General features: G+C 48.8%; 17 protein-coding genes and 2 tRNA genes. 12 read left to right on the top strand and 7 right to left on the bottom strand.

Going from position 1 to position 26,571, the window contains the following annotated elements:
- The first annotated feature begins 377 nt into the window (after positions 1-377).
- Both HQ41_RS07005 and HQ41_RS07000 read left to right on the top strand, forming a co-directional pair.
- Positions 378-1,325, top strand: coding sequence for a cation diffusion facilitator family transporter (locus HQ41_RS07005; RefSeq protein WP_044189727.1), 948 nt, complete (start codon positions 378-380; stop codon positions 1,323-1,325).
- Positions 1,326-1,342: 17 nt separating this feature from the next.
- Complete coding sequence (locus HQ41_RS07000; protein WP_044189725.1) at positions 1,343-2,638, top strand: replication-associated recombination protein A; 1,296 nt, start codon at positions 1,343-1,345, stop codon at positions 2,636-2,638.
- A gap of 308 nt (positions 2,639-2,946) precedes the next feature.
- Here the strand turns inward: HQ41_RS07000 and HQ41_RS06995 are convergent, their stop codons facing one another.
- The 6 genes from HQ41_RS06995 to HQ41_RS09385 all read right to left on the bottom strand — a co-directional run bounded on the left by HQ41_RS06995 (position 2,947) and on the right by HQ41_RS09385 (position 11,161).
- On the bottom strand, positions 2,947-4,920 hold the full coding sequence (locus HQ41_RS06995; RefSeq protein ID WP_044189723.1) for a fructose-bisphosphatase class III: 1,974 nt from the start codon (positions 4,918-4,920) through the stop codon (positions 2,947-2,949).
- Positions 4,921-4,934: 14 nt separating this feature from the next.
- Positions 4,935-7,190, bottom strand: coding sequence for a bifunctional (p)ppGpp synthetase/guanosine-3',5'-bis(diphosphate) 3'-pyrophosphohydrolase (locus tag HQ41_RS06990; RefSeq protein ID WP_044189721.1), 2,256 nt, complete (start codon positions 7,188-7,190; stop codon positions 4,935-4,937).
- A 157-nt stretch (positions 7,191-7,347) separates the two neighbouring features.
- Positions 7,348-8,538, bottom strand: a complete 1,191-nt coding sequence (gene kbl, locus HQ41_RS06985; protein WP_044189719.1) for a glycine C-acetyltransferase — start codon at positions 8,536-8,538, stop codon at positions 7,348-7,350.
- An 85-nt stretch (positions 8,539-8,623) separates the two neighbouring features.
- Positions 8,624-9,043: a DUF5606 domain-containing protein gene (locus HQ41_RS06980; RefSeq protein ID WP_044189717.1), complete on the bottom strand. Its 420-nt coding sequence runs from the start codon at positions 9,041-9,043 to the stop codon at positions 8,624-8,626.
- A gap of 84 nt (positions 9,044-9,127) precedes the next feature.
- Positions 9,128-10,549 carry a [FeFe] hydrogenase H-cluster radical SAM maturase HydG gene (gene hydG / locus HQ41_RS06975; protein ID WP_044189715.1) on the bottom strand — a complete coding sequence of 474 codons (1,422 nt, stop codon included), beginning with the start codon at positions 10,547-10,549 and terminating at the stop codon, positions 9,128-9,130.
- A gap of 225 nt (positions 10,550-10,774) precedes the next feature.
- Positions 10,775-11,161 (bottom strand): START-like domain-containing protein, encoded by a 387-nt coding sequence (locus HQ41_RS09385; RefSeq protein WP_052405337.1) that lies wholly within the window; start codon positions 11,159-11,161, stop codon positions 10,775-10,777.
- A 1,055-nt stretch (positions 11,162-12,216) separates the two neighbouring features.
- Here HQ41_RS09385 and HQ41_RS06965 point away from each other — a divergent pair.
- The 10 genes from HQ41_RS06965 to HQ41_RS06920 all read left to right on the top strand — a co-directional run bounded on the left by HQ41_RS06965 (position 12,217) and on the right by HQ41_RS06920 (position 24,906).
- The gene (locus HQ41_RS06965) at positions 12,217-15,516 is read left to right on the top strand and encodes a SusC/RagA family TonB-linked outer membrane protein (RefSeq protein ID WP_044189713.1); all 3,300 of its coding nucleotides are present in this window, start codon (positions 12,217-12,219) and stop codon (positions 15,514-15,516) included.
- A 22-nt stretch (positions 15,517-15,538) separates the two neighbouring features.
- Positions 15,539-17,143: a RagB/SusD family nutrient uptake outer membrane protein gene (locus HQ41_RS06960; protein WP_044189706.1), complete on the top strand. Its 1,605-nt coding sequence runs from the start codon at positions 15,539-15,541 to the stop codon at positions 17,141-17,143.
- A gap of 45 nt (positions 17,144-17,188) precedes the next feature.
- Positions 17,189-18,415 carry a putative zinc-binding metallopeptidase gene (locus tag HQ41_RS09380; RefSeq protein ID WP_052405336.1) on the top strand — a complete coding sequence of 409 codons (1,227 nt, stop codon included), beginning with the start codon at positions 17,189-17,191 and terminating at the stop codon, positions 18,413-18,415.
- A 7-nt stretch (positions 18,416-18,422) separates the two neighbouring features.
- On the top strand, positions 18,423-19,775 hold the full coding sequence (locus HQ41_RS06950; protein WP_044189704.1) for a DUF4302 domain-containing protein: 1,353 nt from the start codon (positions 18,423-18,425) through the stop codon (positions 19,773-19,775).
- Between the two features lie 63 nt (positions 19,776-19,838).
- The gene (locus HQ41_RS06945) at positions 19,839-21,512 is read left to right on the top strand and encodes a leucine-rich repeat domain-containing protein (protein WP_081964797.1); all 1,674 of its coding nucleotides are present in this window, start codon (positions 19,839-19,841) and stop codon (positions 21,510-21,512) included.
- Between the two features lie 898 nt (positions 21,513-22,410).
- Positions 22,411-22,977 carry an elongation factor P gene (gene efp / locus HQ41_RS06940; protein ID WP_044189700.1) on the top strand — a complete coding sequence of 189 codons (567 nt, stop codon included), beginning with the start codon at positions 22,411-22,413 and terminating at the stop codon, positions 22,975-22,977.
- 144 nt (positions 22,978-23,121) lie between these two features.
- Positions 23,122-23,194, top strand: a tRNA-Lys gene (locus HQ41_RS06935).
- 58 nt (positions 23,195-23,252) lie between these two features.
- Positions 23,253-23,325 (top strand) — tRNA-Lys (locus HQ41_RS06930).
- Between the two features lie 244 nt (positions 23,326-23,569).
- Positions 23,570-24,268: a (d)CMP kinase gene (gene cmk, locus HQ41_RS06925; RefSeq protein ID WP_044189698.1), complete on the top strand. Its 699-nt coding sequence runs from the start codon at positions 23,570-23,572 to the stop codon at positions 24,266-24,268.
- A 20-nt stretch (positions 24,269-24,288) separates the two neighbouring features.
- On the top strand, positions 24,289-24,906 hold the full coding sequence (locus HQ41_RS06920) for a carbonic anhydrase family protein (RefSeq protein WP_044189696.1): 618 nt from the start codon (positions 24,289-24,291) through the stop codon (positions 24,904-24,906).
- 87 nt (positions 24,907-24,993) lie between these two features.
- Here HQ41_RS06920 and HQ41_RS06915 read toward each other — a convergent pair whose 3' ends face one another.
- On the bottom strand, positions 24,994-26,565 hold the full coding sequence (locus tag HQ41_RS06915) for a RagB/SusD family nutrient uptake outer membrane protein (protein ID WP_044189694.1): 1,572 nt from the start codon (positions 26,563-26,565) through the stop codon (positions 24,994-24,996).
- Between the last annotated feature and the right edge of the window lie 6 nt (positions 26,566-26,571).

The raw sequence follows: 26,571 nt of genomic DNA, 5'->3' as shown, positions 1-26,571 counted from the left end.
ACTCTTACCTTCAATGTCTTAGTTGGTCAAGGCTATCCAAGACTTCTAATCTGGCTTGTAATTCATTGCGCTTCTCGACGACAGTTTCTAGAGCAAGCTTAGCTCTATATAGAGATCGTCTTGCTTTACGTAGAGATAAGTTTGCTCTATATAGAGCTAAGCTTGCTCCAAAGAATTGTTGAGCCTAATTCTGACTTTTATCTCTAGGTTAGACAGAAATCAATGGGTCTAGCAGAGTAAATCATAGTAAAGGAACTATCGACAGATCGCGTATGTATATCTCTTGTAGCTAAATTCCTAAGGTCTATGAGCCGTGATACACGATATTTTGTGTACGTTTGTCTTATTATTCTGTGCTTACTATAATTGCCAAAACAATGGGACATCATCACCACCATGGTGGGCATCATCATACCCATGAACATGGGCATCACCACCATCATCATCACCACCATCACAATGCCGAGGGGAATATTCTTTTCGCCTTCTTGCTCAACCTGTCATTCTCTATCATCGAGTTAGTCGGGGGGATTATCACAGGGAGCGTCGCTATACTGTCGGACGCCCTACACGACTTCGGCGACTCAATCTCTCTAGGACTAGCTTGGTATCTAGAGAAAGTATCTGGTCGAGGACGAGACAAAGCATTCAGCTACGGCTACAAGCGCTTCTCTCTGCTATCGGCATTGATGATTTCTCTCATTCTGCTGGTGGGTTCGTTCTTCGTTATTCAGGCTTCTATCGAGCGACTTTTTTCGCCTGAGATGCCTAATGCTCGAGGCATGCTCTTCCTCGCTATCTTCGGCCTAGTCATCAATGGCGTAGCCGCTTGGCGTATGAGCGGGGGGCATTCACTTAGTGAGCGCTCTATACAGCTGCACCTGCTAGAAGATGTGCTCGGCTGGGCGGCGGTACTCATCGTCAGCATCGTGATGCACTTCGTCCACTTACCCATCTTAGACCCACTACTCTCTCTAGCGATTACCGCTTGGATTCTCTATAACGTCTACTTCAACCTCAGGGACAACTTCCGCATCCTCCTGCAGGGTGTACCCGAGGGCGTTGATACGGAGTCTTTTATTCGAGAAGTCAAGGAGCTCGAGCATGTGGTCGATGTACACGATGTACACGTCTGGACGCTCAATGGGCAAGAGCATATCGCTTCGCTACACGTCGTTCACAGCCTTGAGCTATGTGGCGATCCTAAGGCACTCAACGAGCTGAAGCATGAGGTTAGGCACATTGCTCACGACCATCATGGGCTTGAGCATCTGACCATAGAGCTAGATCCACAAGGCGAGAGCTGTGGCATGGAGTGTTGCTAATCGCCTAGAGTTTGATTATGGATACCTCCAATAGCACCAAACCTCTAGCCGAACGTATGCGCCCCAGTAGCCTAGACGGCTACTTTGGCCAGAAGCACCTTGTCGGGCCCGAGGGATCGCTGAGGCGTATGCTAGATCAGGGACGTCTGCCCTCGATTATCTTTTGGGGGCCTCCAGGAGTGGGCAAGACTACGCTCTCCGAGATTCTCGCCCAGAGCCTTGGTGTACCATTCTATACCTTGAGTGCCATCAACTCTGGCGTCAAGGACGTCCGTGAGGTGCTCGAGCAGGTACGCACCGAGCAGTCGGGGCTATTCGGCTCGTCGGCACGTCCGATTCTATTCATCGACGAGATTCACCGCTTCTCCAAAAATCAGCAGGATTCTCTACTCTCTGCGGTAGAGAGAGGAGTCATAACTCTCATTGGAGCTACGACCGAGAACCCGAGCTTCGAAGTCATCCGCCCTCTGCTCTCTCGTTGCCAAGTCTATACGCTGCAGCCTCTATCGGACGAAGACATCATCAGCCTCATCGAGCATGCCATTCGGACGGATGACATGCTCAAACAGCGCAAGATTACGCTCTGCGAAACAGAGGCACTGCTCCGCTTCTCTGCTGGCGATGCACGGCGTGCGCTCAATATCTTAGAGCTGGTCGTCCTCTCTACTGCCTCCTCGACTATCGACATCACCAACGAGCTCGTTACTAGTCGGGTACAGGACAATCCGATTGCTTTCGACAAGGGGGGAGAGCTACACTACGACATTGCATCGGCGCTGATCAAAAGCATCAGAGGGAGCGACCCCGATGCTGCTCTATATTGGCTGGCTCGTCTTATCGAGGGAGGCGAGGATCCTTCTTTCATCGCCAGACGCCTTGTGATCTCGGCTGCCGAAGACGTCGGACTGGCTAACCCCAATGCTCTGCTCCTAGCGAATGCGTGTGCTGAAACTCTGGAGCGTATCGGGTGGCCCGAGGGACGCATTCCACTGGCAGAGGCAACGATTTATCTAGCTTGTAGCGAAAAGAGCAATACTGCCTACCGGGCTATAGATGCTGCTCTCGAGTGCGTGCGGGCGACGGGTAACCAAAGCGTTCCGCTACACCTGCGCAACGCACCAACCAAGCTAATGGGAGAGATGGGCTACGGAGCTGGTTATCTGTATGCACACGACTATTCGGGAGGCTTTGTTCGTCAGCAATATCTCCCCGATCGACTGCAAGGTCAGCGATTCTGGCAGCCGAATGAGGCTAGTGCAGCGGAGGCAACTCTGGCTCAGAGGCAGCGCAAGCGTTGGCAAGAAGAACCGTAAAAAGGTCTGTGGACTATGGCAAAATTCGATTTGGGCATAGCCGCTTATCTAGACTATAGAGTTGGCATTCTAAATTATACAGATTGTGTTTCGTCTAATGCCATTTTTCGAAGGGGAAAAAGCATCGTATTGCACCTATTACTGGGTGCGAATGCACCCAGTAATAGGTGCTTTTGCACGCAATATAGGGTGCTTTGATAAGGTTTTAGTCTTGATTTTTCGATAAATCTAAAATCAAAACAAAGAGAAGGGGCTGTGGCAAAAACTAATTTGTCCGCAGCCCCTTCTTATTACCCTATCTCTAAGGCCTAAGCCTTCTCGATCAGTAGGCCGAAGTTGTAAGCATCAAGTAGTTTCTTGAGCTCTTGTACTTGCTCGAGCAGTACCTTCCCCGAGTCTGTATCACGCACAAGCACACGCTGAGCGCTCATCTCCCTCACGACAGAAACGCTCTCGATATCCTCCATCTTTTCAATAGCGTCCTTGGTACTGCTGAAAGGTTCGTGCTTGACAAGGTGCAGACCATGGGAGTTGAAGATGAGTGTATAACCAGCGATTCCGGTACTCGACTGATAGGCACGGCTAAAGCCTCCGTCGATGAGCATCAGCTTACCTCCAGACTGAACGGGAACTTCGCCCTTAACCGCCTTTACGGGTACGTGTCCGTTGATGATGTGCGTGTCGGGGCCTTCTAAACCAAACTCCGCAAGGATAGTTTCGCAGACCTCTTTCTCCGTACGGTAGACGTAGTAGTAGCCTTTGTGCTCTTTATGGGTGTCCTTGTCGGCGATGAAGTAGCGCTCCAGCGTTGTCATAGCAGATTTATCAAACAGAGGAGAGTCGGGACCGCACCATAGATACCACATGAAGTCTTTGGCGTCCTCGTGCTCAGGCGCTGCACTTGAGCTAGGACGAGCGAAGCGAGCGTATTCATCTACACGCTCCATTAGGGCACGTCCAGAGTACATCTTGCCACCAACGTTTACTTTCTTGAAGCCCTTGTTTTTGGTCATTGGGATAGATGCATGGAAGAGAAGGTTGCGGTTGAACGCTAGATACATGCCTCCCTTCTTGTACATGAAGCGAATGTGGGCACGTAGCTTCTCACTATGTTGGAAGGAGTACATTAGGCGCTGCACCACATCAGCCTCTCCCTCTGTGAGCTTGTAGGGGTCGGCAGGGTCTATGGTTGGGAAGTTGCTATCCAGTAGTGGATAGGTTTTGCCGTCTGGCAGGGTGATCGTACCCGCTTCCTTGTTGATCAGGTGTAGCAGATTGCGCCCCTCCATGTGATACTCGGGGTGACGTGCTATGATGTCGGCCTCTAGCTTGAACTGAATAATGGCAATGGCCTTGTGCATCTGGCTGATTAGGTACAACCCCTTGTCATCGAAGGTTTCGCTAGAGTCGCCCGACTTAGGTTTGAACCTCTCACAGGGATCTCCTGAATAGGTTTCCATAGCGAAGCGTGCGAGGGGTAGTAGATTGATCCCATAGCCACTCTCTAGCGTGTTGAGGTTGGCATAGCGCAGGGCTATACGCACCACATTGGCCATACTCGCCGAGTTGCCGACGCAAGCTCCCATCCATAATATATCATGGTTACCCCATTGGATATCTACGTTGTGATACGTAAGCAAACGATCCATGATGATGTGTGCTCCCGGTCCTCGGTCGTAGATATCGCCTACGATATGTAGGTGATCGATAGCCAGACGCTGTATCGTTTCGGAGAGAGCGATAATAAAATCATCAGCCTGCCCTGTATCTACGATCGACTTAATGATCGCATCAAGGTAGGCTGACTTATTAGGATTTACCCCGTCCTCGTGGAGGAGTTCTTGTAGGATATAGCTGTACTGAGGAGGGAGTGCTTTCTGTACTTTGGATCGGGTGTATTTTTCGCTCACTCTCTGGCAGATCTTGATCAAGCGATTGAGGGCGACCTCGTACCATTCGCTCATGGCTGGCTCACTCTGATGAATGCGCTCAAGACTCTCTTTGGGATAATAGATGAGGGTACATAGAGCACGCCTCTCATTCTCTCGGATTTGCCCGCCGAATAGCTCATTGACTTTGCGGCGAATGGTCCCCGAAGCATTCTTGAGGACGTGAATAAATGCTTCGTACTCTCCGTGTATATCCGCCAAGAAGTGTTCCGTTCCTTTGGGCAAGTTAAGTATAGCCTGTAGGTTCATGATCTCACTGGCAGCACTCGCTGCGCTGGGGAATTGCTTTGAGAGCAATCTCAGATACCTCAGATCTTTCTCGATATGTTCCATAAAAGTTTACTGAATTATAGTCGTTCTACTTGCTTGACGCCTACTGCGCCTCTAATTTTCTTAATCAAATTGCTAATGCCGTCACGCCCCTCCACATAGAGTACGAAAGACCCTCTAAAGAGCCCATCGGCAGAGTCTATCGAGTAGCTCCGGAGCTTGACCCGACTCTCCTTTTTAATTAGAGATACTACATTGGTCACGACGGCAATATCATCTCGGCCGACAATCTCGATGTTGTATACCTCGGCCTGACCGTCACCACCACTCCAGCGGGCGCATAGGACTCGATGCCCCGTGCGCTCAATCATATCTGGAGCATTGGGGCAGTCCGTTCGGTGAATTTTGATGCCTCTTGAGCTGACGAAACCGAAGATCTGATCTCCATATACTGGCTGGCAGCACTTGGCGAAGCTATACTCCACTCCCGATAAGCCCTGATCAATCACCAAAACATCGTCCGACTTGGCGGAAGACTTGAGGGCTTCTTGATCATCATCAACTAGCCCCGTGAAGTGCTGTGCGCTGACGGCCTGCCCAAGCGGTGCTCCCTCACGCTGTGCTTGCTCGACGGCTTTGAGCTCCTGCTCGTAGTAGTCTAGGAAGGCTTGGGCGTCAAGCCGATCGAGCGTGATGTCACGATAAAAGTCATTGAGCGCCTTGTAGCCTCTCTTGACGGTAAGGCGAATGAAAAGCGCTTCGTTCCATGGTAGCTTTCTATTCTTAATACGCCTCTGAATCATCTCTTTGGCCACATCAAGCCCTGCCTCTTCTTCGGCTCGGAGTATCTGACGAATACGATTGCGTGCTCGCTGGCTGACGACAATGGAGAGCCAATCTCGTTTAGGGCTCTGCTGAGGGCTCGTAATTACCTCCACAGAGTCGCCATTGCGTAGCTGATGTTTGATAGATACGTTTTTGCCATTCACTTTGCCAGACACGGTCGAGGCGCCTACTTTGCTGTGAATGGCGAAAGCGAAGTCTAGTATAGTAGCTCCTTTGGGGAGCTTGAGTACCTCGCCTTTTGGGGTGAAGACGTAGATCTCTTGAGCCTTGAGCGTCATCATAGACGACTCAAGGATCGCTCGCTTGTCGTCGGTTTGGTCGTGTTCTCGCACAGCCTCCAGCGTTTCTCGTACCGAAGCGAGAAATTCGTCTAGCCCTCCCTCGCTCTTGATGCCTTTGTAGCGCCAATGCGCCGCTACACCTTGCTCGGCAATGGCATCCATGCGCTTGGTACGTATCTGTACCTCAACCCATTTGTTGTCTGGCCCCATCACAGTGGTGTGCAAGCTCTCGTACCCGTTGCTCTTGGGTATGGAGATCCAGTCCTTGAGGCGCTCGGGATTGGGGCGATAGAGATCCGTAACGATCGAGTAAACCTGCCAGCATGCCTGACGCTCCTTTTGCTCGGGTACGTCTAGAATGATGCGTATGGCGAATAGGTCGTATATATCCTCGAAGTTTTGTTTGCGGAGCTTATTGTGGATAGAGCTGATGCTCTTGACTCGCCCTTTCATTTCGTAGGGGACGTCGAGAGCCTCGTCGAGTTGTTTCTTGAGCGGATCTACGAAACTGCTGATGTAGGCATCGCGAGCTGTTTTGGTTTCGCCGAGCTTGCGCTTGATGAAGTCGAAAGTCTTGGGATCCCTATACTTGAGGCATAGGTCCTCCATCTCGCCTTTGATGGTGTATAGGCCTAGGCGATGTGCTATGGGCGAGTAGAGGAAAGAAATCTCTACAGCTAGAGTGACACGATCCTCCTCTTGGTAGAGCCACTTGGCATGGCGTAGACGATAGAGCCTATCGGCAATGATAAGGAGGACTACTCTGATGTCCTCGGCCATGGAGAGCAGCAGGTTGTGGAAGTTCTCACTGCTGATAGACTCTCGTCTGAGGTATAGCTCCGAGGCTCGTGAGAGCAACTGCAAGAGGCGCAGAGGTTGAGGTCCGAATGCTTGCTCAAACTGCCGATCGTCTATATGCCCCTCGACTACGGGGCGGAAGAAGAGTAAGGCTACCAGTGAGTCTGCATCTAGATGAAGCTCTTGCCCTGCTATCGTCGCAACCTCTAGGAGGAGCTGTAGGGCGGATATATGTTCGTCGATAGTCGTACCACGAGCATGCTGTATGCCTCCCGTGGAGTATGCCTCCCGTAGCCAGTCATACCCAAGGCGCATCGTATCCCTATCGGTATAGGTTCGCAACGTACCTACTAGGTAGCGCATACTACGATATATGCGTGCTCTACTATCTATTTTCTTTTCCTTCATCTCTACACAAGAACTATAGCCTAGGGATAAAACAAGGCTCAAACAAATTTCGGAGAAATCTATGAGATATGCAACCAAACAAAAGACAGAGCGAACCCCAGATCCTGTAACTCTTGTACAGAACCTAGAGCTCGCTCTCTACAATATAATGTATGTCCTATTTGATGACGCCTAGCTCACGGCCAACCTTAATGAAGGCGGCGATCGCATGATCTAGGTGCTTGCGGTCGTGTGCTGCCGAGAGCTGTACACGGATGCGTGCCTCACCCTTGGGTACTACTGGATAGTAGAAGCCCGTCACATAGATACCCTCCTTGAGCAGTCGTGCTGCATACTCTTGGCTGAGCTTGGCATCGTAGAGCATCACGGCACAGATCGCACTTTGGGTAGGCTTGATGTCGAAGCCTGCCTCGAGCATCTTGTCACGGAAGTAGCAGACATTCTCCATCAGCTTGGTGTGTAGCTCATCACTCTCCTTGAGCATACGGAAGACCTCTAGCCCAGCACCGACTACTGCGGGAGGGATTGAGTTGGAGAATAGGTAGGGGCGAGAGCGCTGACGGAGCATATCGATAATCTCCTTGGGCCCTGTGGTGAAGCCACCGATACCACCGCCGAAGGCCTTACCTAGCGTACCTGTGTGTATGTCGATGCGGCCATAGCAGTCGAACTGCTCAGCCACGCCACGACCCGTAGGGCCAACCACACCAGCCGAGTGGCATTCGTCTACCATAACCAGAGCATCGTACTTCTCGGCAAGGTCGCAGATCTTGTCCATAGGAGCTACGTTGCCGTCCATGGAGAAGACGCCATCGGTAACGATGATACGGAACCGTGCCGACTGCGCCTCCTGTAGCACACGCTCTAGGTCTGCCATATCCGCATTGGCATAGCGGTAGCGCTGAGCCTTACATAGGCGTACCCCATCAATGATCGAGGCATGATTGAGAGCATCACTGATAATCGCATCTTCTGGGCCAAAGAGTGGCTCAAAAACTCCTCCGTTGGCATCGAAGCAAGCTGCATAGAGAATGGTATCCTCTGTCTTGAAGTACTCGGAGATTGCACGCTCCAGTTCCTTGTGGATATCTTGAGTGCCGCAGATGAAGCGCACGGAGCTCATACCGAAGCCGTGGCTATCCATAGCTGCTTTGGCAGCTGCCACGAGTCGTGGGTGATCGGATAGACCGAGGTAGTTGTTGGCACAGAAGTTCACAACCTCTTGCCCGTCACCTACCTTGATGTCTGCGCTCTGTGGAGTGATGATGATGCGTTCTTTCTTGTACAGTCCAGCCTCCTCGATAGCCTTGAGCTCGTCTTGGAGGTACTTCTTCATTCCTTGAAACATGATGATCGGTATTAAATATGACTAATGAAGAAAGCCCCAAACGAAGTACTTGCACTTACGTTTGAGGCTTGCCTAGTTATTTCATTTATTCTTCTGTAGTGGTGGTAGCTTCTTGCTCCTCTTCGAAGCTCGTGAAGCCTGCTGCAACTAGCACATTGTACCAAGTGAAGAGTTTCTTGATGTCGGAGGGGTAGACACGCTCACGATCGAAGTTCTCAATCACCTGACCGAATAGCTCGGCTAGGGCTTCGTTGCTTTTGAGTGCAGCCAAGTCGATGGCCTTACCTTGCTGATGAGTATAGAGCTTGGTGAGCACCTCGCTTAGGGCAATGTCTTCGTCTTGAGTAAACATTGTGATATCTCCCAACGAAACGACACGGTCTTTGGCGTGTACGGGAGAGCGGCGTCCGTCTATAAGTGACTCCACAATCAGCGTATTCTTCCCTTGGCTAAGCAGGCGAAAGAGCCCTGACTTACCAGAGATAGAGAGAATAGTTTTTAGCATTTCTAATTCTATATTTTGATAATGTATCGCAAATATAGGCTATTTTCTATAATCTGTATGGTGCCAAGGGGATAAATACCTTGGCTAGAAGCGGAAGTCCCGCTTGCCTTTTTTGATTTCCTCAATGTTGCTCAAGGTACGCTGGCGGATACGCTCGCTTGGTATGTAGCGCATCTCTTGCTCGATCAGTCTAGGTGCGTGCTGGCGTGTCGTGTCGCTAGCATAGTCCTCTAGATACTCGTGCAGGGTCATCAGGGCATTTGCCGCACAGATATTGGCGATCTGACCGCTTTTGGCCAGAGCCATAAACCTGTCGCCCGTGCGTCCCTCTCGGTAGCAGGCTGTACAGAAACTTGGTATATAGCCCAGCTCCATGAGCCAAGCCACTATTTCGTCCAGAGTACGTGTGTCGCTTAGCTCAAACTGGGCGGAGCTTTTGTCTGGGTCTTCGTGGTGGGCGTAGCCTCCTACGCTCGTGCGTGAGCCTCCGCTGATTTGGGATACGCCCAACTCCAGCACACGCTCACGCGACTTCTGGCTCTCTCGTGTGGATACAATCATACCAGCGTATGGTAGAGCAATGCGCAGGACAGCCACGATGTGGGCAAACGTGTCATCATCTATGGCATTGCTAAACTGATTGGCATCTACACCATCGGCAGGACAAATACGGGGTACGCTGACCGTGTGTGGCCCTACGCCAAACCTCGCTTCTAGATGCTCGGCATGCATCAGCATACCAACGAAGTCGTACTTGTAAGTATTCAGGCCGAATAGGACACCTAGTCCCACATCATCTATGCCTCCCTGCATCGCACGGTCCATAGCCTCGGTATGGTAGGCGTAGTCGCTCTTGGGACCCGTAGGGTGGAGTGCCTCGTAGCTTGGGCGATGGTAGGTCTCTTGGAATAGAATATAGGTGCCGATGCCGGCCTCGTGTAGCTTGCGGTAGTTCTCGACTGTCGTGGCAGCTATATTGACGTTCACTCGGCGGATAGCTCCGTTTTTGTGCTTAATACTATATATAGTACGTATGGACTCGAGGATATAGTCGATTGAGTTCATCGTAGGGTGCTCGCCAGCCTCTAGGGCAAGTCGTTTGTGCCCCATATTTTGTAGGGCGATAACCTCTCGCTCTATCTCTTCTTGGCTGAGCTTCTTCCTCGGTATGGTTCTATTCTTGACGTGATATGGGCAGTACACGCAGCCATTGATGCAGTAGTTGGAGAGATAGAGAGGGGCGAACATCACGATGCGGTTGCCATAGATTCGGTGCTTGATGGCCTTGGCGATAGCATAGATGCGAGCCTTGAGCTCTGGATCTCTGCACTCGAGTAGCAGTGCAGCCTCTCGGTGCGAGAGCCCCTTGCCCTCGGCAGATTTGTCTATGATGTCGGATATAAGTGCAGCGTTATCTCTATTCTGCTCTGCATAAGCCAATGTGTCTAGTATTTCGTCGTGGCAGATGAATTCGTCTGCCTTGGGGGAATCTACCTTATAGTTCATTATTGCCTTAAAGAAAACCGTTTGTCTATATAACACGCTAGTACCGATTTTGCTCTAAGGTAATAAAGATTTTTGCGGTAGAGGATTTTTGTGTGAGTGGGTAGCAACCCCGATAGCTAAGCAAACTAATTACTCTCTCTAGCTTTATATAGACTGAGCCGACCGGTGGAGGCTCGGCCTATCTCTCTTCTTGTTGGTTAGGGTTTTGGTCCTCTTGGGCATTTCTTAGATTTGGCTTAGACCCATTACCCGCCTTAGCCTTCCGATCTGCACTTCCCAGATCTCCACAGTACTCTCTAGATCTCCGTCTTCGCAGAAGTCTGTGATGACGAGTGTCTTATCTCCAGTTAGCTCCGTAGCAACGATTTTGAGCTCGAAGTAGGCATCTTCACCAATCCAATCATATCTAATTTGTCGTCCCGTCTCTACGACATGGATATATGCCTCGTCTACATCTCCTGCTCCCCACACGAAGCGTACCCGATCTCCTCGTATCGACACCTGCCCCGTAATCCAATCTCGAAGACCATTTTCGGTGCTAATCCTTCGCCAAAGACGATCAACCGAGACATTCTCAAATGTGTATTCTAGTTGAAACTCCTTTTTAGTCATAAGCCCAAATAGGTGTTTAGATGATTAAACTTGCCCTAAAATTATCTTTTTTCGTTCTAAAAAACAAACTATTGGCTTGTTTTTTGTGCATTCTGCCTATCATTATGAAAATTTCGGAGCTAATTACTCCCCCGTATGCCCTGCTGCAACGTGCGTATAGCCCAAGAGGTCTGCCCTCTTTTTAGGGTAACAAAAATTTAGACTTTCGATGATGTTTGAGGGGGAAGGGTAGTAGGCCTCCGGTTACTTAGGCGAAAAATAGTAAACCTCGTATTTGGCACCTAGGAGGCTCTACACGGCGTCCGACCTTATTTACGCACTCTACCTCTAGCCGCAAGGAGATCACCCTTAGAAACGGTATTTTGTAATTAGTTTATAACCATTTATTTAGGGGTGTTTTGTAGGCGGATTTATCTTGCGAAGGCTGATTTTGTGGAGATTCTTCCCATCAATCCTACCGAATTGGTGGACATATCCGTGTGACTTAGTCCTCCAATCTCCAAAGATCTTCCCATCAATTTTCTCAAGTCGTTGCAAGAATCTTAGTAAACTTAGCTTAGTTCCATGAAATTCCTTTGGAAAGGATTTGCGTTCTTTAACAAAAGTTTAGAGTGTCGCTCTGCATAGAGCTACCTTTGGTTGGCTTCCAATGGCATGAGCTATCAGCTACTTTGCGCCAAGATATGGCGTGTTGGTGGGGTGTTCTGAACGATTGCTCCTGTCGATTGATGCCCTATTCAGATCTTATTATTTTATTATATGGCTCTATTTTGCTGGGTATTGATTGAATTTCCCGTAAAATGTTTGTTTGATTTAATTTTATTATTGTACATTTGCTTCCGTATAGAAGAGTTCTTATTCTTGATGTACAGAGCCTTATAAGCCATTCGGAGCGACCTCAATCTTAAAAAAGAGAAGATGCCACTGGGGCAATCCCTTGAATCGTGTTTTCGTTCCTTGTCTAGTCATTGAGATACTCTTTTATGTGTTTGAAGATTTATATGAAACTGTGGCTGTCAATCAAATGATCGTTTAAATATCTAAAACCCAGATTTATGAGAAAGTACTTACTCCTCTTGGCTTTGCTCCCTATCATGGTAGCCATAGCTTCAGCCCAGCAGCGTGTTGTGGCGGGAGAGGTAATCTCCAAAGCAGATGGCTTGCCCATTATAGGTGCTGCGATAGTCGTCAAGGGAGATAAATCCATCGGTACTGTTACCGATTTGGACGGGAAATTTAAGCTCTCAATTCCTCTCTCCACCAAGACTTTGATCGTATCCTATATAGGCCTCAAGACTATGGAAGTGCCAGTTGTGGGAGATTATCTCAAGATAGAGATGCAAGAAGATGCACAAGTGCTACAAGATGTCGTCGTAGTAGGTATGACTAAGGTCGATAAACGGCTATTCACGGGTGCATCAACCAAGGTTTCTGGGGACAAAAGTAAGATGGACGGTATGGCCGATGCCACCAGAGCCCTAGAAGGGAAAGCAGCAGGCGTATCGGTGCAGAATGTGTCAGGTACTTTTGGCTCGGCACCCAAGATCCGGGTACGTGGAGCTACCTCTATTTATGGAGCGTCTAAGCCTCTGTGGGTAGTCGATGGTGTGGTGATGGACGATGTGGTAGATGTAGATGCCGATGCCTTGGCTAGCGGAGATGCCACCACACTTATCAGTTCTGCTATTGCGGGGCTCAATCCCGACGACATCGAGAGCTTCCAAGTGCTCAAAGATGGGTCTGCAACCTCGATCTATGGCGCGAGGGCTATGGCAGGCGTAATAGCTGTGACAACCAAGAAGGGACGCTCGGGTGTAAGCAAAATCTCCTATACGGGAGAGTATACCTATCGCCTCAAACCAAGTTATCGAGATTTCAACATCATGAACTCTCAGCAGCAGATGGGGGTGTACCGAGAGATGGAGGAGAAAGGCTGGATGCTCAATGCCGATGTATCCAATGCTCCTAGCAGTGGGATCTATGGTAAGATGTGGCAACTCGTCAATAGAGGAGAGCTTGAGAACACAGAGCAAGCACGTAACGCCTTCTTGAGGCAGGGGGAGTATCGCAATACAGATTGGTTTGATCTGCTCTTCAACCACAACGTCATGAATAACCACTCGGTGAGCGTGACCTCGGGTACCGATAAAATCTCATACTATGCCTCGATGTCGGCTCTCGTAGATCCGGGGTGGACAGAGCAAAGCAAGGTCAATCGCTATACAGCCAACCTTAATACTACCTATAAGATTGCAGGTAATCTCTCACTCAATTTGCTTGCCAACGCTGCTTTGCGTACGCAGACAGCCCCCGGGACTCTAAGCCAAAATACCAATCCTGTAACAGGCGAGGTTAGTCGGGACTTTGATATCAATCCATATTCATTTTCTCTCAATACCTCTCGAGTGCTAGACCCAATGGAGAACTATGTGCGTAGCTTCGCTCCATTCAATATATTCAGAGAGCTAGACAACAATTATCTTAGGCTCAAGGTACTCGATCTTAAGTTTCAGGGAGAGATGAAGTGGTCGCCCATACGTGGCCTAGAGCTTAGTGTGCTGGGAGATATCAAGCACTCGGGCTCCAATAATGAGCACACGATCACAGAGATGTCCAACCAAGCCATGGCACAGAGAGCTATGGAAACGACTACTATACGAGATGCCAACCCATACCTCTATCGAGATCCGGACAATATCTATGCAGATCCTATCTCGGTACTGCCCGTAGGGGGGATTCTCAACAAGACTTCGTATAGCCTACTGGCTTGGGACTTCCGAACTAGTGCATCGTTTAATAGAGAGTTTGGCAGCGGCATCCTCAACCTTTTTTGGGGGATTGAGATCAACTCCATAGACCGACATGCCACGGAGGATCACTCGGTAGGCGTACTATTTAATAAAGGGAATATCCAGCACTTCGATCCTCTGTACTTCAAACGTATGAGAGAGGAGGCAGGACAATACACTGGCATCAGAGATAGCTACTACCGCAATGTCGCATTCTTTGTCAATACTACCTATAACTATCGGGGTAAATACACTGTCAATGGGACGCTTCGCTACGAAGGGACGAATAAAATGGGGCGTAGCACCTCCGCCCGTTGGCTCCCTACTTGGAATCTATCAGGATCGTGGCACGTAGAGCAAGAGAAGTTTTTTGCGCCATTGCGCTCGGCTATTCCCAGCCTAACGCTCAAAGGGTCTTATTCGCTTACGGCAGACAAGGGGCCTTCTTTCGTAACAAACTCCACCATTATCATTCGTAGCCTCACGCCATGGCGCTCCGAGGGATCTCAGCAAGAGTCTGGCTTCTTTATAGAATCCCCCGAGAATAGTGAACTGACCTACGAAAAGAAGCATGAGCTTAACTTTGGTCTTGATGTTGCGCTTCTCAAAAACCGCCTCAACCTCTCACTGGACTGGTACAATAGGCGGAATTTTGATTTGATTGGCCCTACCAATACGATGGGTATTGGCGGGCATAACATTAAGTTTGGTAATGTCGCCTCTATGCACTCAAACGGCCTCGAGATATCTATCAGCTCGACGAACTATAAGAGTCAAGACTTCAAATGGATTACCGACTTTGTCTATACGCACACTCGTAATAAGGTAACTTATCTTGACAATCACAGCCGAGTGATCGACCTGATCACGGGGAGTGGGTTTGCCCGTCAGGGATATCCAGTACGAGCTATATTCTCAATTCCTTTTATGGGTTTGGATTCATACGGATTGCCAACCTTCGCCACGCCAGAGGGAGGTGTTACATCGACAGAAATTAACTTCCAAGAACGCGAGCGCATAGACTATCTTAAGTATGAAGGATCGGCTGACCCTACCGATTTTGGCTCTCTAGGCAATACGTTGGTCTACAAGAACTGGAGGCTCAACGCCTTTTTGACCTATTCTTTCGGCAATGTCGTACGTCTAGACCCAGTCTTCCATAGCGAATACAATGACTTGTCGTCCATGCCTAGGGAGTTTGAGAATAGGTGGGTGCAGCCGGGAGATGAGCAGAGGACAGATATCCCAGTCATTGCCTCCCTCTTACAAGCCTACGAAACCACCAATATACGATATGCCTACAATGCGTTCAACTACTCCGATAGACGCATTGCACGAGGTGACTTTATCCGCCTCAAAGAGGTTTCTCTAGCCTATGATTTTCCTAAGTCTTGGGTCAAGAAACTCTCGATCGCAGACCTTAGCCTCAAGCTACAAGCCTCCAATTTGTTGCTACTCTACTCCGATGCCAAGCTCAATGGTCAGGATCCCGAGTTCTTCAATACGGGTGGTGTAGCCACTCCTCTCCCCAGACAAATAACGATGACACTTCGTGTCGGCATCTAGCAACTCAATAAAATATGATGCGATGAAATACAATAGATCCATATATAAAGAGGGAATACTCCTAGGGAGCTTGCTACTGATGCTCTCATCTTGTAGTGACTTCCTCAGCACTCTGCCAGATAGTAGAATAGATGTGGACCAAGATCGGTACGACAAGGTCAAGGGTTTGCTCGTCACAGCCTACCCTAATACAAGCTATATCGTGGCAGCGGAGATGTCTAGCGACAATGTGGTAGAGGTGTCGGAGAATAGCAGCTATGGTACTCGCTTCTACGATCAGCTCTATGGCTGGGAAGATGTGTCCGAGGCAAGTAATGATGCTCCAGCCGCTATTTGGGAATCGGCCTACGGCGCTATACAAGCAGCCAATGTAGCATTAGAAATTGCAGAGAAGGCTCCAGAGCAAGAACAGATGCGCCCGCTCAGAGGAGAGGCTCTGCTCTGTCGGGCTTATGGGCACTTCATTCTGACCAATATCTTCGCTCAAGCCTACGATCCCCTCTCAAATAAAGACAGCCTTGGGGTTCACTATATGGAACGCTCAGAAAACAAGTTGAACCCACAGTATAGTAGGCAAACACTCGGAGAGAACTATCGGGCTATTCAGAGGGATATAGAGCAGGGGCTACCGCTCATTAGAGATGCCGTGTATGGTACTACGCCTAAGTATCACTTCAATCAAAGTGCTGCTCATGCCTTCGCTACTCGCTTCTATCTGTACGCTCATCAGTGGGACAAGGCCATTGAGCATGCCACAGCCGTACTAGGAGATAATCCAGCCAACGTTTTGCGTGACTATACACCACTGGCCAATCTGCCCTCGGGTCCGACGGGTTTTGTCAACAGAGCTATTCTTCATGTCGATCATCGAGCTAAGAATAACTTGCTTCTGCTCACCAGCTATGGCCGTGCATCTAGGGTTTTCGGAGCTTCTCTAGTAGGCGCTAGATACAATCACATCACTTACGTGGCAACCACAGAAACTATAATGACCCCGGGAGCATGGGGTGATAACTTCACGGAGCAGGGAACGGGTAATCTGAAGCTAGACCCAGCCGTCCTAACTCCACCGTTCTCCAAAGTAATTCTACCCCGCATTCCTGAGCAGTTTGAGTACACCAATCGAGCTGCTGGCATTGGGTATCTCCGTACAACCTACGCAGACTTTACCACAGATGAAACCCTGCTGATGAGAGCAGAGGCTTATATTCACAGAGAGATGTATGCAGAGGCTCTGCGGGATATGAATATCTATCTGAAGAACTTTTTGAAAAATCCAGTCGAATTGACCGAGCAAAATATTGAGGAGTGGAATCGGAAAACACCTTACTATACTCCTCTTGCTCCAACCCCTCGCAAAAAGCTGAATGCTAATATAAGCATCAGTGCCAAGCAGGAGGACTATCTGCAGGTACTGCTACACATGCGACGTCTAGAAACTCTACATCTTGGCTTGAGGTGGATGGATGTCAAGCGTTACGGCATTGAGGTCACACGTGTGACCATCAAGAATGGCAACAACGTAACGGTCACATCTAATGTGCTAACCAAGAACGATCCTCGCCGGGCTCTACAACTCCCACTAGAGGTTCTATCTGCTGGCATGAAGGGGAATAGGGGTAAATAGTAGCACCGCTATGCAATGATACTAAACCAACAAATAACCGAAGTCATGATTATACTAAGAAGCTTGATCAAAGTACTGGGCGGAACCAATCGTTCTTGCCTACATGGTTCAGAGCTCATCAGCCTTGTCAGCTGTGTCCTGCTCTCTCTCTTGCTCTTCTCTTGTGCGTCGGAAGATCCAATTAGGCAAGACAGAAGCGTCATCGCTGACCGAAATAAACAGGAAAATGCTTTTGATAAATGGTTATACGAGAACTATATGAAGCCCTATAACATAGAGGTGAAGTATAAGTTCGACGACAACGAGAGCGACAGACGATACAATTTGGCTCCTGCTGAGTTCCACAAGAGTATTCAGTTTGCACATTTGGCTCGACACCTTTGTCTGGAAGCCTATGACGAGGTAACGGGCTCGGTTGGTAAGCCTAGCCGAGCATTCATTCGTCAGTTATTCCCCAAAGTGCTACACCTTGTAGGCTCTACGGGCTATAACCATAATGGGACGCAAATACTTGGGACCGCCGAGGGAGGGAGAAAGATGACACTCTATCGGATTAATGACCTAAACCCTAGTAGTATTGCCGAACTCAATCTCTACTATTTCCAAACGATTCATCATGAGTTTGGGCATATCCAAAACCAGACGAAACCCTATCCAGCTGACTTTCGACAGGTGACGGCCAATGGCTATCGCTCCGATACGTGGAGCAAGGCTTGGAGTACTCCCAGCGAGGTGCATGAGGTGGTTTACAAGGAGCTAGCAGACGGACGCTCCGAGGACTTGAAAAAATACACAAAGGTTGCCCAAGAGTATTACCGCTTGTATGCTCTTGGTAGTCGCCGTACCAAAGAAGAGACCCAGCAGATGGAGCTCTACAAGAAGGAGAAAAGAGAGTTGGAGGCTAATAAAATGCTGATGCAGGAGCACTCTACCTATAATAAACGTCTAGATATGATCAAGAATCTTCGTGTTAGTGAGATCAATGCACTAAGAGCAGGGTTCATTAGTCCTTATGCTTCTAGTCAGCACTACGAAGACTTTGTAGAGCTACAAGCTACTTTCGTGACAGATGCTCCAGAGATGTGGGACGCCAAGCTCTTTGCCGCAGGAGATCGAGGAAGAGAGTTGATTAAACGAAAGTTCGAGATTGTCAGTAGCTATCTACAGTATGATTGGGGGATCAATCTACATGCTTTGAGAGATTGCGTGCTGCGTCGCCAGACCGAGATCAAAGATTTGGATATTAACTCATTGGTGATAAACGATAAATAGTACCGTCATGAGTCTAAAGAAGCAACTTATATCGGCTACGATAGCCACGGTTATCTCTGTGAGCTGGGGATGCCAGCGACGAGAAGTATTCATATTTGACCGGAGTCCCTCTGAGAGAATGCAGGCCACGATACAAGAAACACTAAAAATACTCCCTGCCGCTCCCAATGGATGGGAGATGCGTGTTTACCCTTCCGAGGGGCAAATCTACGGCGGGTTCACAACTTTCGTCCGATTTTCCGATCAAGGTGTCGTGAGCGCCGCTTCGGAGCTGCTCGATCCTAGCCGCCCTATCGACGAGGGACATTACGAAGTCAATGCCTCCAACGGCCCCTCTCTAGTCTTCAATACCTACAATAGAGCCATACATATTTACTCGGAGCCTAATAGCCGTTTGCATGTTTTTCGTGGGGCGAATATCAGCGAAGGAGCAGGCGGAGATTATAGCTACCAGATCCTGCGAGCTTCGTCCGATAGCGTTATCCTGAGGGGGGCTAAATCCCGCTCTTTGGTTGTGATGACTCCCGCCAAGACTGACGATTGGGCCAAGTCCCTTGAGCAGATCCGTACCTCATCTGTAGACAATCATATCTATTACAGTGCGCTTACCGTGGGGGGCAAGACTATTAATGATGTCCAGATGACCGAAGAGCGGCATCTCACATTTCGGTTAGATGGGGTGTCGTATTCCTTACCCTTTAGGTACACGCCTACAGGTATTGAGTTGTACAGAGCTCAAGAGATCTTTGGTGTGCGAGTACAGCGTCTAGATCGAGTCCATGGAGGAGATACTCCCAGCCTTAGTAGTGCCGATGGTACTTGTATTCTACAGGCCAAGCAGCTACCCCTATCTAGCCATCTAAAGAGAGGCGTATGGGCAATGGACGCAAAGACCTCTACGGGACGAGCTCAGAATGCAATCAGTAGTGTCAAGGCTTCCTGTAAGAATGCAGGCTCTCCTCTGGAGATAATTGCCTTTGGAATAGTACAGAGGCACCCTAGCTTTGGCGGATCGCTAGGAGTGTGGGGGGCGATTGACATCAGCAATCTAGGAATGGGTACACGGGTATTTCATATCCCAGTTGGTATGGAGATTATCTCGGAGTCAGAAGTCAAGTTTACCTATGACCCAGCGAAGAATCCCAAAGATAATGTTAATAGTAGACTGATACAGCTATTCCAGCTGGAGCTACTCGTCGCTCCCTTTGCTAATATCGGTGATAGTGCCGACTTCAATGATAAGGATCGGGAGGGGCGAACCTTTGTTCTAACAACGGATAATCCCTATAAGCCCTCGTGGATTCTTCTACAGGACAAACAGGACTCTCGCAATACGATCAGACTATCAAGAGCTACATGATCTACAAATTCTCAACTATAAGAAACATCATTACATCATCAACATCTACAAAAAGTTAACGTTATGAAAGGAAAAGTATTTACCTCTGCGCTGCTTCTGGCGATTTCGCTATCGGTAGTGTCGGCGCAAGTGCGGACGGATCAAGCACACGAAGATTTGTATGCGAGATCTACAAGGCTTAGAGAACAAAGCCAGCTGAGGGCAGACAAGAAAGCCAAAACCTTTTTTGTTTCACCTCTGCGTTATGCCATTTTAGATGAGGCTGCCAAGACCGTAGAGGTTTCTAAACTTCAGCGACAGGACCCAAGGGACAAAAAGAACTTCAAGGACTTGACCATTCCCGAGACTGTCACAAACGATGGAGTAACCTATACAGTAGTCGCTATAGGTAAGGACGCTTTTGGTGATCCAAGATTGGAGTTGGAGAATTGTACCATGCCTAAGACTATTAAGGTTATTAAGAGCCAAGCTTTCGCCTTTTCCAAACTCAAGAAGATTGCCATTCCCGACAATGTCGTGGAGGTTGAGGAAGAAGCTTTTATGTATGTAACCAAAGCGACGGAGCTACAAATCGGTGCTAGCTTACAGAAGATTGGCAGGGATGCTTTCTACGATTTATTTTATCTCAAACAAATAAAACTAAGTCCACTGAATAAGCATCTGGCGATCAAGGACGAGATCCTCTATGATAAGGACATCAAGATCTTGTACCTGAGCCCGTCATTTAGGCGGAGCTTCACCTCTTATGTCATGCCCGAGAGTGTAGAGGAGCTTGCTCCTGCGGCGATGATGGGCAATGTGTACCTCAAGAGCCTTACGCTATCGAAAAGATTGAAAAAGATCGGCGAGGCTGCTCTCAATCGTTGTATTCATCTAGAGTCCTTAGAGTTGCCTGCCAGCTTGGAGGAGTTTGATGAAGTTGGTTCTAACCAAGGTATGTATCACCTCAAAGAGTTCAAGGTGGCCGATGGTAATAAGAAGTATGCCACAATTAATGGTCTACTCTATACTAAGGACAAGAAAACTTTGCTACGATATCCGCAAGGACACCCAGATAGCCTTAATGTTGTGATCCCAATGGGTGTGGAGCAGATTGGAGAATCTGCCTTTGAGGCTTGTGCCAACGTGGAGCATATCGAAATTCCACAGAGTGTGACAGATATTCATAGTCGCGCTTTCTCAGAAACAGGAATCAAAAGAATGAGATTGCCAGATCGGCTTGAAGTGCTTAGTCCCTATCTGTTTTACCGATGTCTCAAGCTCGAGGAACTTCACATAGGCTCTGCTCTCAAAACCGTCCTTGCCGATGCTTTTTCTGTTTGTAGCAAACTCAAAAAGATTTCTATTGTAGCAGCTGAGCCTCCCGTCTTCTTTGCGGACGACAATGACTTCAATGAGTTCCCCGAAGAAATTGAAGAGGGGAGTATACTGACGGTGTCTATTGGAGCCGCAGCTAAATATAAGCAGGCACCCGAATGGAAACGATTTGCCCAAATCGTGGAGAGTGAAAAGGTATCGGTCGAAGACGTGATTGATGGCTCTTCTGGGTTTGACGTCTTTGTTGAAGGGCATCTAGTGCGCATCAATAGTGCTCGTCCATCGGTGGTAGCTGTTTTTGATCTGCTAGGTAAGAAAGTTTTTAAGAGCAAACTCTCTACAGAGGCCAGTCTAACCCTAGATGAGGGTTCCTACATCATCAAGGTTGGCAATAGTGTGCGTAAGATTCAGGTTCGATAGTTTGGAGGTTCCCCCGCTTACAGATTGTTGTAAGGAGGCTGTGTAGTTGGGTCTTGTCTATACAGCTCTATGTGCGGTGTGCTGGAGTGCCCAGAGAGCGAGCTGCTAAGCATGAGGCCGAAAATGAAGTCTGTGCGACTCAAAGGGAGTTGCAGAGCTACATGATCGGGCCAAATGCCATAAGCGACGTGGCTCTCTGGGCATTCTGCTATCTCGTGCTCCCCAGTATTTGGTAGTGACCTGAGATCAGGAATATGATTCGGGCCAAGGGTTTGAGTGCTACTTTATGGGCATTGGCATAATTTAACAAACTAGATTGCGAAATTTAGACTTTCGATGATGTTTGAGGGGGTAGGGTAGTAGGCCTTCGGTTACTTACGCGAAAAATGGCAAACCTCGTATTTGGCACCTAGGAGGCTCTACACGGCGTCCGACCTTATTTGCGCACTCTACCTCTAGCCACAAGGAGATTGTCCTTAGAAATGGGTTTTTGTAATCTGCTTATAGCCATTTGTTTAAGTGTGTTTTGTAGGCGGATTTATCTTGCGAAGGCTGATTTTGTGGAGATTCTTCCCATCAATCCTACCGAATTGGTGGACATATCCGTGCGACTTAGTCCTCCAATCTCCAAAGATCTTCCCATCAAAAAATAGATAACTCTTGCTGTGGGTAAGAAATATCACCGAGTTTCTTTTGCATAATTATACAGAAACGTATCAAGATCGCCCTTCAACCTGCTCTAGGTTGCCAGCCGAAGGTGAGGTTAGGGTAGTATAATGCCTCCAATTAAGTCTGTTATTTGAGATTTCCAGTGGGGCTAGTAGGAGTTATTGTATTCATAATCGGAATGACTATTTTTGTAGACGCAAGAATTCAATATTAATGTAACGTAAATAATATGGCTACAACAGCAGACTTTCGCAATGGTATGTGTCTAGACATTGATGGGCAGTACTACTTCATCACCGAGTTCCTCCACGTTAAACCGGGTAAAGGCCCAGCTTTCGTTCGCACAAAACTCAAGAACGTAGCTACTGGTCGTGTCCTAGACAAGACTTGGAATAGTGGTGTACGTGTGGAGGAAGTACGCATCGAGCGTCGTCCCTACCAGTTCCTCTACAAAGACGATATGGGCATGAACTTCATGCACCCAGAAACCTTTGAGCAGATCTCTATCCCCGAGGCTGCTATTGATGGCGTTCAGTTCCTCAAAGAGGGTGATATGGTTGAAGCGATGGTGCATGCAGAGAGCGAAACGATCTTGACTTGTGAGCTACCAGCTCACGTTGTACTACGTGTGACCTATACAGAGCCCGGCCTCAAGGGGGATACAGCTACCAACACGCTCAAGCCTGCTACTGTAGAAACTGGTGCCGAGGTGCGTGTGCCTCTATTCATCACAGAGGGCGAGCTGATCGAGATTGATACTCGTGACGGTTCGTACATCGGCCGCATCAAGGAATAAGGCTATCCGCCTAAATAATGAATGACGCATTGGCCAATATGGCTGATGCGTCATTTTTGTTTCTAAGTTCTTGTTTTTAATTGTCTTATTGTCCTGACTTTGATAGAGTGTAGTGAGAAAGTAGGTCTAGACTCTTGCAGAAATGACTCTGTAGCTCAGTTGGTAGAGCAAATGACTCTTAATCATTGGGTCGTGGGTTCGAGCCCCACCGGGGTCACAGCGAGGGTAGCGATCATCTCTCGTTTGCTTTGAGTAATGTAATAGATCACACTTTAGACTCTGTAGCTCAGTTGGTAGAGCAAATGACTCTTAATCATTGGGTCGTGGGTTCGAGCCCCACCGGGGTCACTTTTAAGGCGGTGTAGTGAGATATAAATCTCGTTACACCGCCTTCTTTTTGCCCTGATGTGTGGCGTCTGTAGGCCTGCATAGAGTTTGGCATAAGGCACTCCACTTTTCATTGCCTATATTGGTGGGCATGTCCTTGTCTGCTTTCAGAGTTTTGTTCGCTCAGTCTTGGGAATAAGGCGAGATTTGAGGTACATTTGTATTTCTAAATAAACTTGTTTGCAACAATATTAACGCTCAGAATATGGATAAAAAGATCATCGTAGCGATAGACGGACACAGCTCTTGCGGCAAGAGCACCATGGCCAAAGCCCTAGCACGTGAGGTTGGCTACATCTATATAGACACTGGTGCTATGTACCGAGGCGTCACTCTGGCGGCTCTGCGTGCAGGGCTCATCGACGCAGAGCACATCGATGAGGTGGGTCTAGAGGCTCTACTCCCTCAGCTACGTCTGAGCTTCCGGCTAAATGCTGATGGACTACCAGAGCTATACCTAGGGGACGAACGAGTGGAGCAAGAGATACGTACGATGCGTGTGTCCAATTTCGTCAGCCCCATTAGTGCAATACCTGCTGTGCGTGAAGCTCTCACCAAAGAGCAGCAGCGCATGGGAGCGAATAAGGGTGTCGTGATGGACGGGCGTGATATTGGCACGAACGTATTTCCCGAGGCAGAGCTCAAGATATTTGTAACAGCAGACCCCAAGGTTAGAGCCCAGCGTCGGCTACTAGAGTTGCGAGAGAAAGGAGATAACATGACCACGCTAGAGGAGGTGCTGGCCAACGTGGAGAGCCGTGACTATGCCGATAGCCATCGAGCTGTTTCGCCGTTGCGTCAGGCGGAGGACGCGGTAGTGCTCGATAATACACATCTAACGCATCAGCAACAGAGCCAAAAGCTGAGTGAATTATTTGCCCAAGCCGTCGAACGCCTTGGCTAAACGCCCTAGACTAATACACATTGACAAAAGAAGAGCAGCAACAACTAACTCCCGAGGGCGTACTAGAGAGCCTCAAGGCTGGTAACCTCAGATACATGGCAAGTGTACACACGCCTAGGGACTTTCGCTCGCAGATGCGAGAGTCGCTTGAGGAGCAGCACCCCGAGGCCATTATTCTCTCATGCATTGATAGCCGTGTGCCAGTAGAGTATATCTTCGATCGAGGAGTAGGTGATCTGTTTGTTAGCCGTATTGCTGGCAATGTTGTCTACAAGCATATGCTCGGGAGCATTGAGTTCGCTTGCAAGGTGGCTGGAGCCAAGCTCGTGGTGGTGATGGGGCATGAGGACTGCGGAGCGGTTAAGGCGGCAATCAAGGGGGTGGAGCTGGGACACATTACCCACATTATGGACAAGCTAAGACCCGTCATCGAGCACACGGAATATATGGGGCCACGTGTGCACCGAAATAAGGCCTTTGCCGATGCTGTTGCGCTACAGAATGTGCGTATGACGATTGAGGAAATCAGGCATGAGAGCCAAATACTCACCCAGATGGAGCAGGAGGGTGCCATACGCATATATGGTGCGATTTATAGCCTCTCCACGGGTAAGGTGTACTTTTTGGACTATCACTAGATTGGCTTTTGCATATATACACTGAGGGCCAGCCGAGCAAATTGCTCAGCTGGCCCTCAGTGTATTAGTACTATACCTGACTCTAGGCTAATAGCCTGGTGTTTGGTTCAAGGCTGAGTTAAGTGTGAGCGTATTCTTGTCGATAGGCCAGAGGAGTTTGTGCTTCTCTTCCGTGAGCGAGAGGACAGGCTCTTTCTTATCCGAATAGTTCGCCTTGGGAGAGAAGGCAAGGGACTCCTTGTTGGCATCGCGCATACGCACGAGGTCGAACCAGCGTTTGCCCTCGGCTACGAATTCTTTGTCGCGCTCGTGTAGGATCTCTAGCTCATTCTCGGCATAGTCTCCGCCCTTGTAGGCGTGCTTGGCATAGTTGTCGCCATAGGCACGCTTACGCACTTGGTTGATGTAGTCGGCAGGTGAGTTGCCTAGACCATTCTCCACCTCGGCCATCATCAGTAGAGCATCGGCATAGCGGTAGACGACTAGGTCGTTGTCCCAGACGTGGTTGCCAGTGGTATTGATGCTCCCAGTGAACTTGCACATGATGATGCCTAGATTCTCGAAACCAAGCTCTTGAGCCTTGTAGGCTTCGTAGAAGGTTGCATCGCGACGTGTGTCTTCTGGGTCATACGAAGCCCAGAGCTCCTTCTTGTACTGACGGAAGAGTGGCCCCGACCCGCCCTTGAGGTTAAATGGGTCGGTCTTGATGAGCTTGCCGTCTTTGTCATAGACCACGTCTAGGAAGAGGTTGTAGGCAACGAAGTAGCTCTGGAAGGAATTGCCCGCTTCTCCATCGGCATATCTTACGGCGAAGATGATCTCTTTGTTCTCCTTGTTTTTCGTGCTATGAACATCGGCGAACTTGTCTTCGAGACTGAATTTACCCATAATGCCCTCAAGAGCACTCTTGGCGACGTGCAGATCGGACTCTCCCTTGGGTTCGAAGTCCGAGAGTTTTACTTTGGCTGCCCAGAGATATATCTCAGCCTTGAGCATCAGAGTAGCAGCTTTCGACCAATTCGCTTTATTGTACGTTTGCCTGATAGCATCCGTGCCATACATCTCCTCGCTCTTGTTGATGTCGGACTTGATGAAAGCCATAGTCTCTTCCGAAGAGGCACGAGGGATGTAGAAGTTCTTGATGTCTATCTTCTCGTTGAGTACTTTGGGCTCGGTGATGATGGGTACACCGCCGAAGGTACGGAAGAGCGTGAAGTAGTACATCGCACGCATGCCGTATGCTGGGGCAAGTAGGGCATTCTTCTTCTCTTCCGATAGGTACGAAGCCTTGCTCACTTGGTCGATGTAGTGGTTGAGCTGCAGGATAGAGGTGGAGTATAGATTCTGGAAGTTCGCCACATGTGTGCGATCCTTGTCGATATTGTTGAGGATGAGGTCAGAGTCGTGCAGGACAGTCCCGTAGATAGACGTTGAGCTCATCATCGTGCCGCCACGTTTCTCCCCAAGGTGTATGAACATACTAGCATTATCTCTAAACTGTTTATGTAGCCCGATGAGATAGCTATTGGCATGAGCTTCGTTCTTCCAGTAGTTGCCACTGCCATAGAAGTCTTCGGGTGACAAATCTAGTGAGTCGCAGGATGTAGTACCACCGAGTATGGAGGCGGCTATGACCAACTTATATATTAGCTTTTTCATATTTCT

It is taken from the genome of Porphyromonas sp. COT-290 OH860, assembly GCF_000768935.1.
Lineage (GTDB): Bacteria > Bacteroidota > Bacteroidia > Bacteroidales > Porphyromonadaceae > Porphyromonas.
Note: the sequence above shows the minus strand (reverse complement) of the source record. Positions and strands in the feature narration are given on the sequence as shown.

Excerpts from the sequence above, each read along its gene's own strand:
- HQ41_RS09385 (WP_052405337.1), bottom strand. The coding sequence starts at position 11,161 with ATGACTAAAAAGGAGTTTCAACTAGAATACACATTTGAGAATGTCTCG.
- HQ41_RS06950 (WP_044189704.1), top strand. The coding sequence starts at position 18,423 with ATGAGTCTAAAGAAGCAACTTATATCGGCTACGATAGCCACGGTTATC.
- HQ41_RS06980 (WP_044189717.1), bottom strand. The coding sequence starts at position 9,043 with ATGCTAAAAACTATTCTCTCTATCTCTGGTAAGTCAGGGCTCTTTCGC.
- HQ41_RS06995 (WP_044189723.1), bottom strand. The coding sequence starts at position 4,920 with ATGGAACATATCGAGAAAGATCTGAGGTATCTGAGATTGCTCTCAAAG.
- HQ41_RS07000 (WP_044189725.1), top strand. The coding sequence starts at position 1,343 with ATGGATACCTCCAATAGCACCAAACCTCTAGCCGAACGTATGCGCCCC.
- HQ41_RS07005 (WP_044189727.1), top strand. The coding sequence starts at position 378 with ATGGGACATCATCACCACCATGGTGGGCATCATCATACCCATGAACAT.
- HQ41_RS06945 (WP_081964797.1), top strand. The coding sequence starts at position 19,839 with ATGAAAGGAAAAGTATTTACCTCTGCGCTGCTTCTGGCGATTTCGCTA.
- HQ41_RS06965 (WP_044189713.1), top strand. The coding sequence starts at position 12,217 with ATGAGAAAGTACTTACTCCTCTTGGCTTTGCTCCCTATCATGGTAGCC.
- cmk (WP_044189698.1), top strand. The coding sequence starts at position 23,570 with ATGGATAAAAAGATCATCGTAGCGATAGACGGACACAGCTCTTGCGGC.
- HQ41_RS06960 (WP_044189706.1), top strand. The coding sequence starts at position 15,539 with ATGAAATACAATAGATCCATATATAAAGAGGGAATACTCCTAGGGAGC.
- HQ41_RS09380 (WP_052405336.1), top strand. The coding sequence starts at position 17,189 with ATGATTATACTAAGAAGCTTGATCAAAGTACTGGGCGGAACCAATCGT.
- hydG (WP_044189715.1), bottom strand. The coding sequence starts at position 10,549 with ATGAACTATAAGGTAGATTCCCCCAAGGCAGACGAATTCATCTGCCAC.
- HQ41_RS06915 (WP_044189694.1), bottom strand. The coding sequence starts at position 26,565 with ATGAAAAAGCTAATATATAAGTTGGTCATAGCCGCCTCCATACTCGGT.
- HQ41_RS06990 (WP_044189721.1), bottom strand. The coding sequence starts at position 7,190 with ATGAAGGAAAAGAAAATAGATAGTAGAGCACGCATATATCGTAGTATG.
- kbl (WP_044189719.1), bottom strand. The coding sequence starts at position 8,538 with ATGTTTCAAGGAATGAAGAAGTACCTCCAAGACGAGCTCAAGGCTATC.
- efp (WP_044189700.1), top strand. The coding sequence starts at position 22,411 with ATGGCTACAACAGCAGACTTTCGCAATGGTATGTGTCTAGACATTGAT.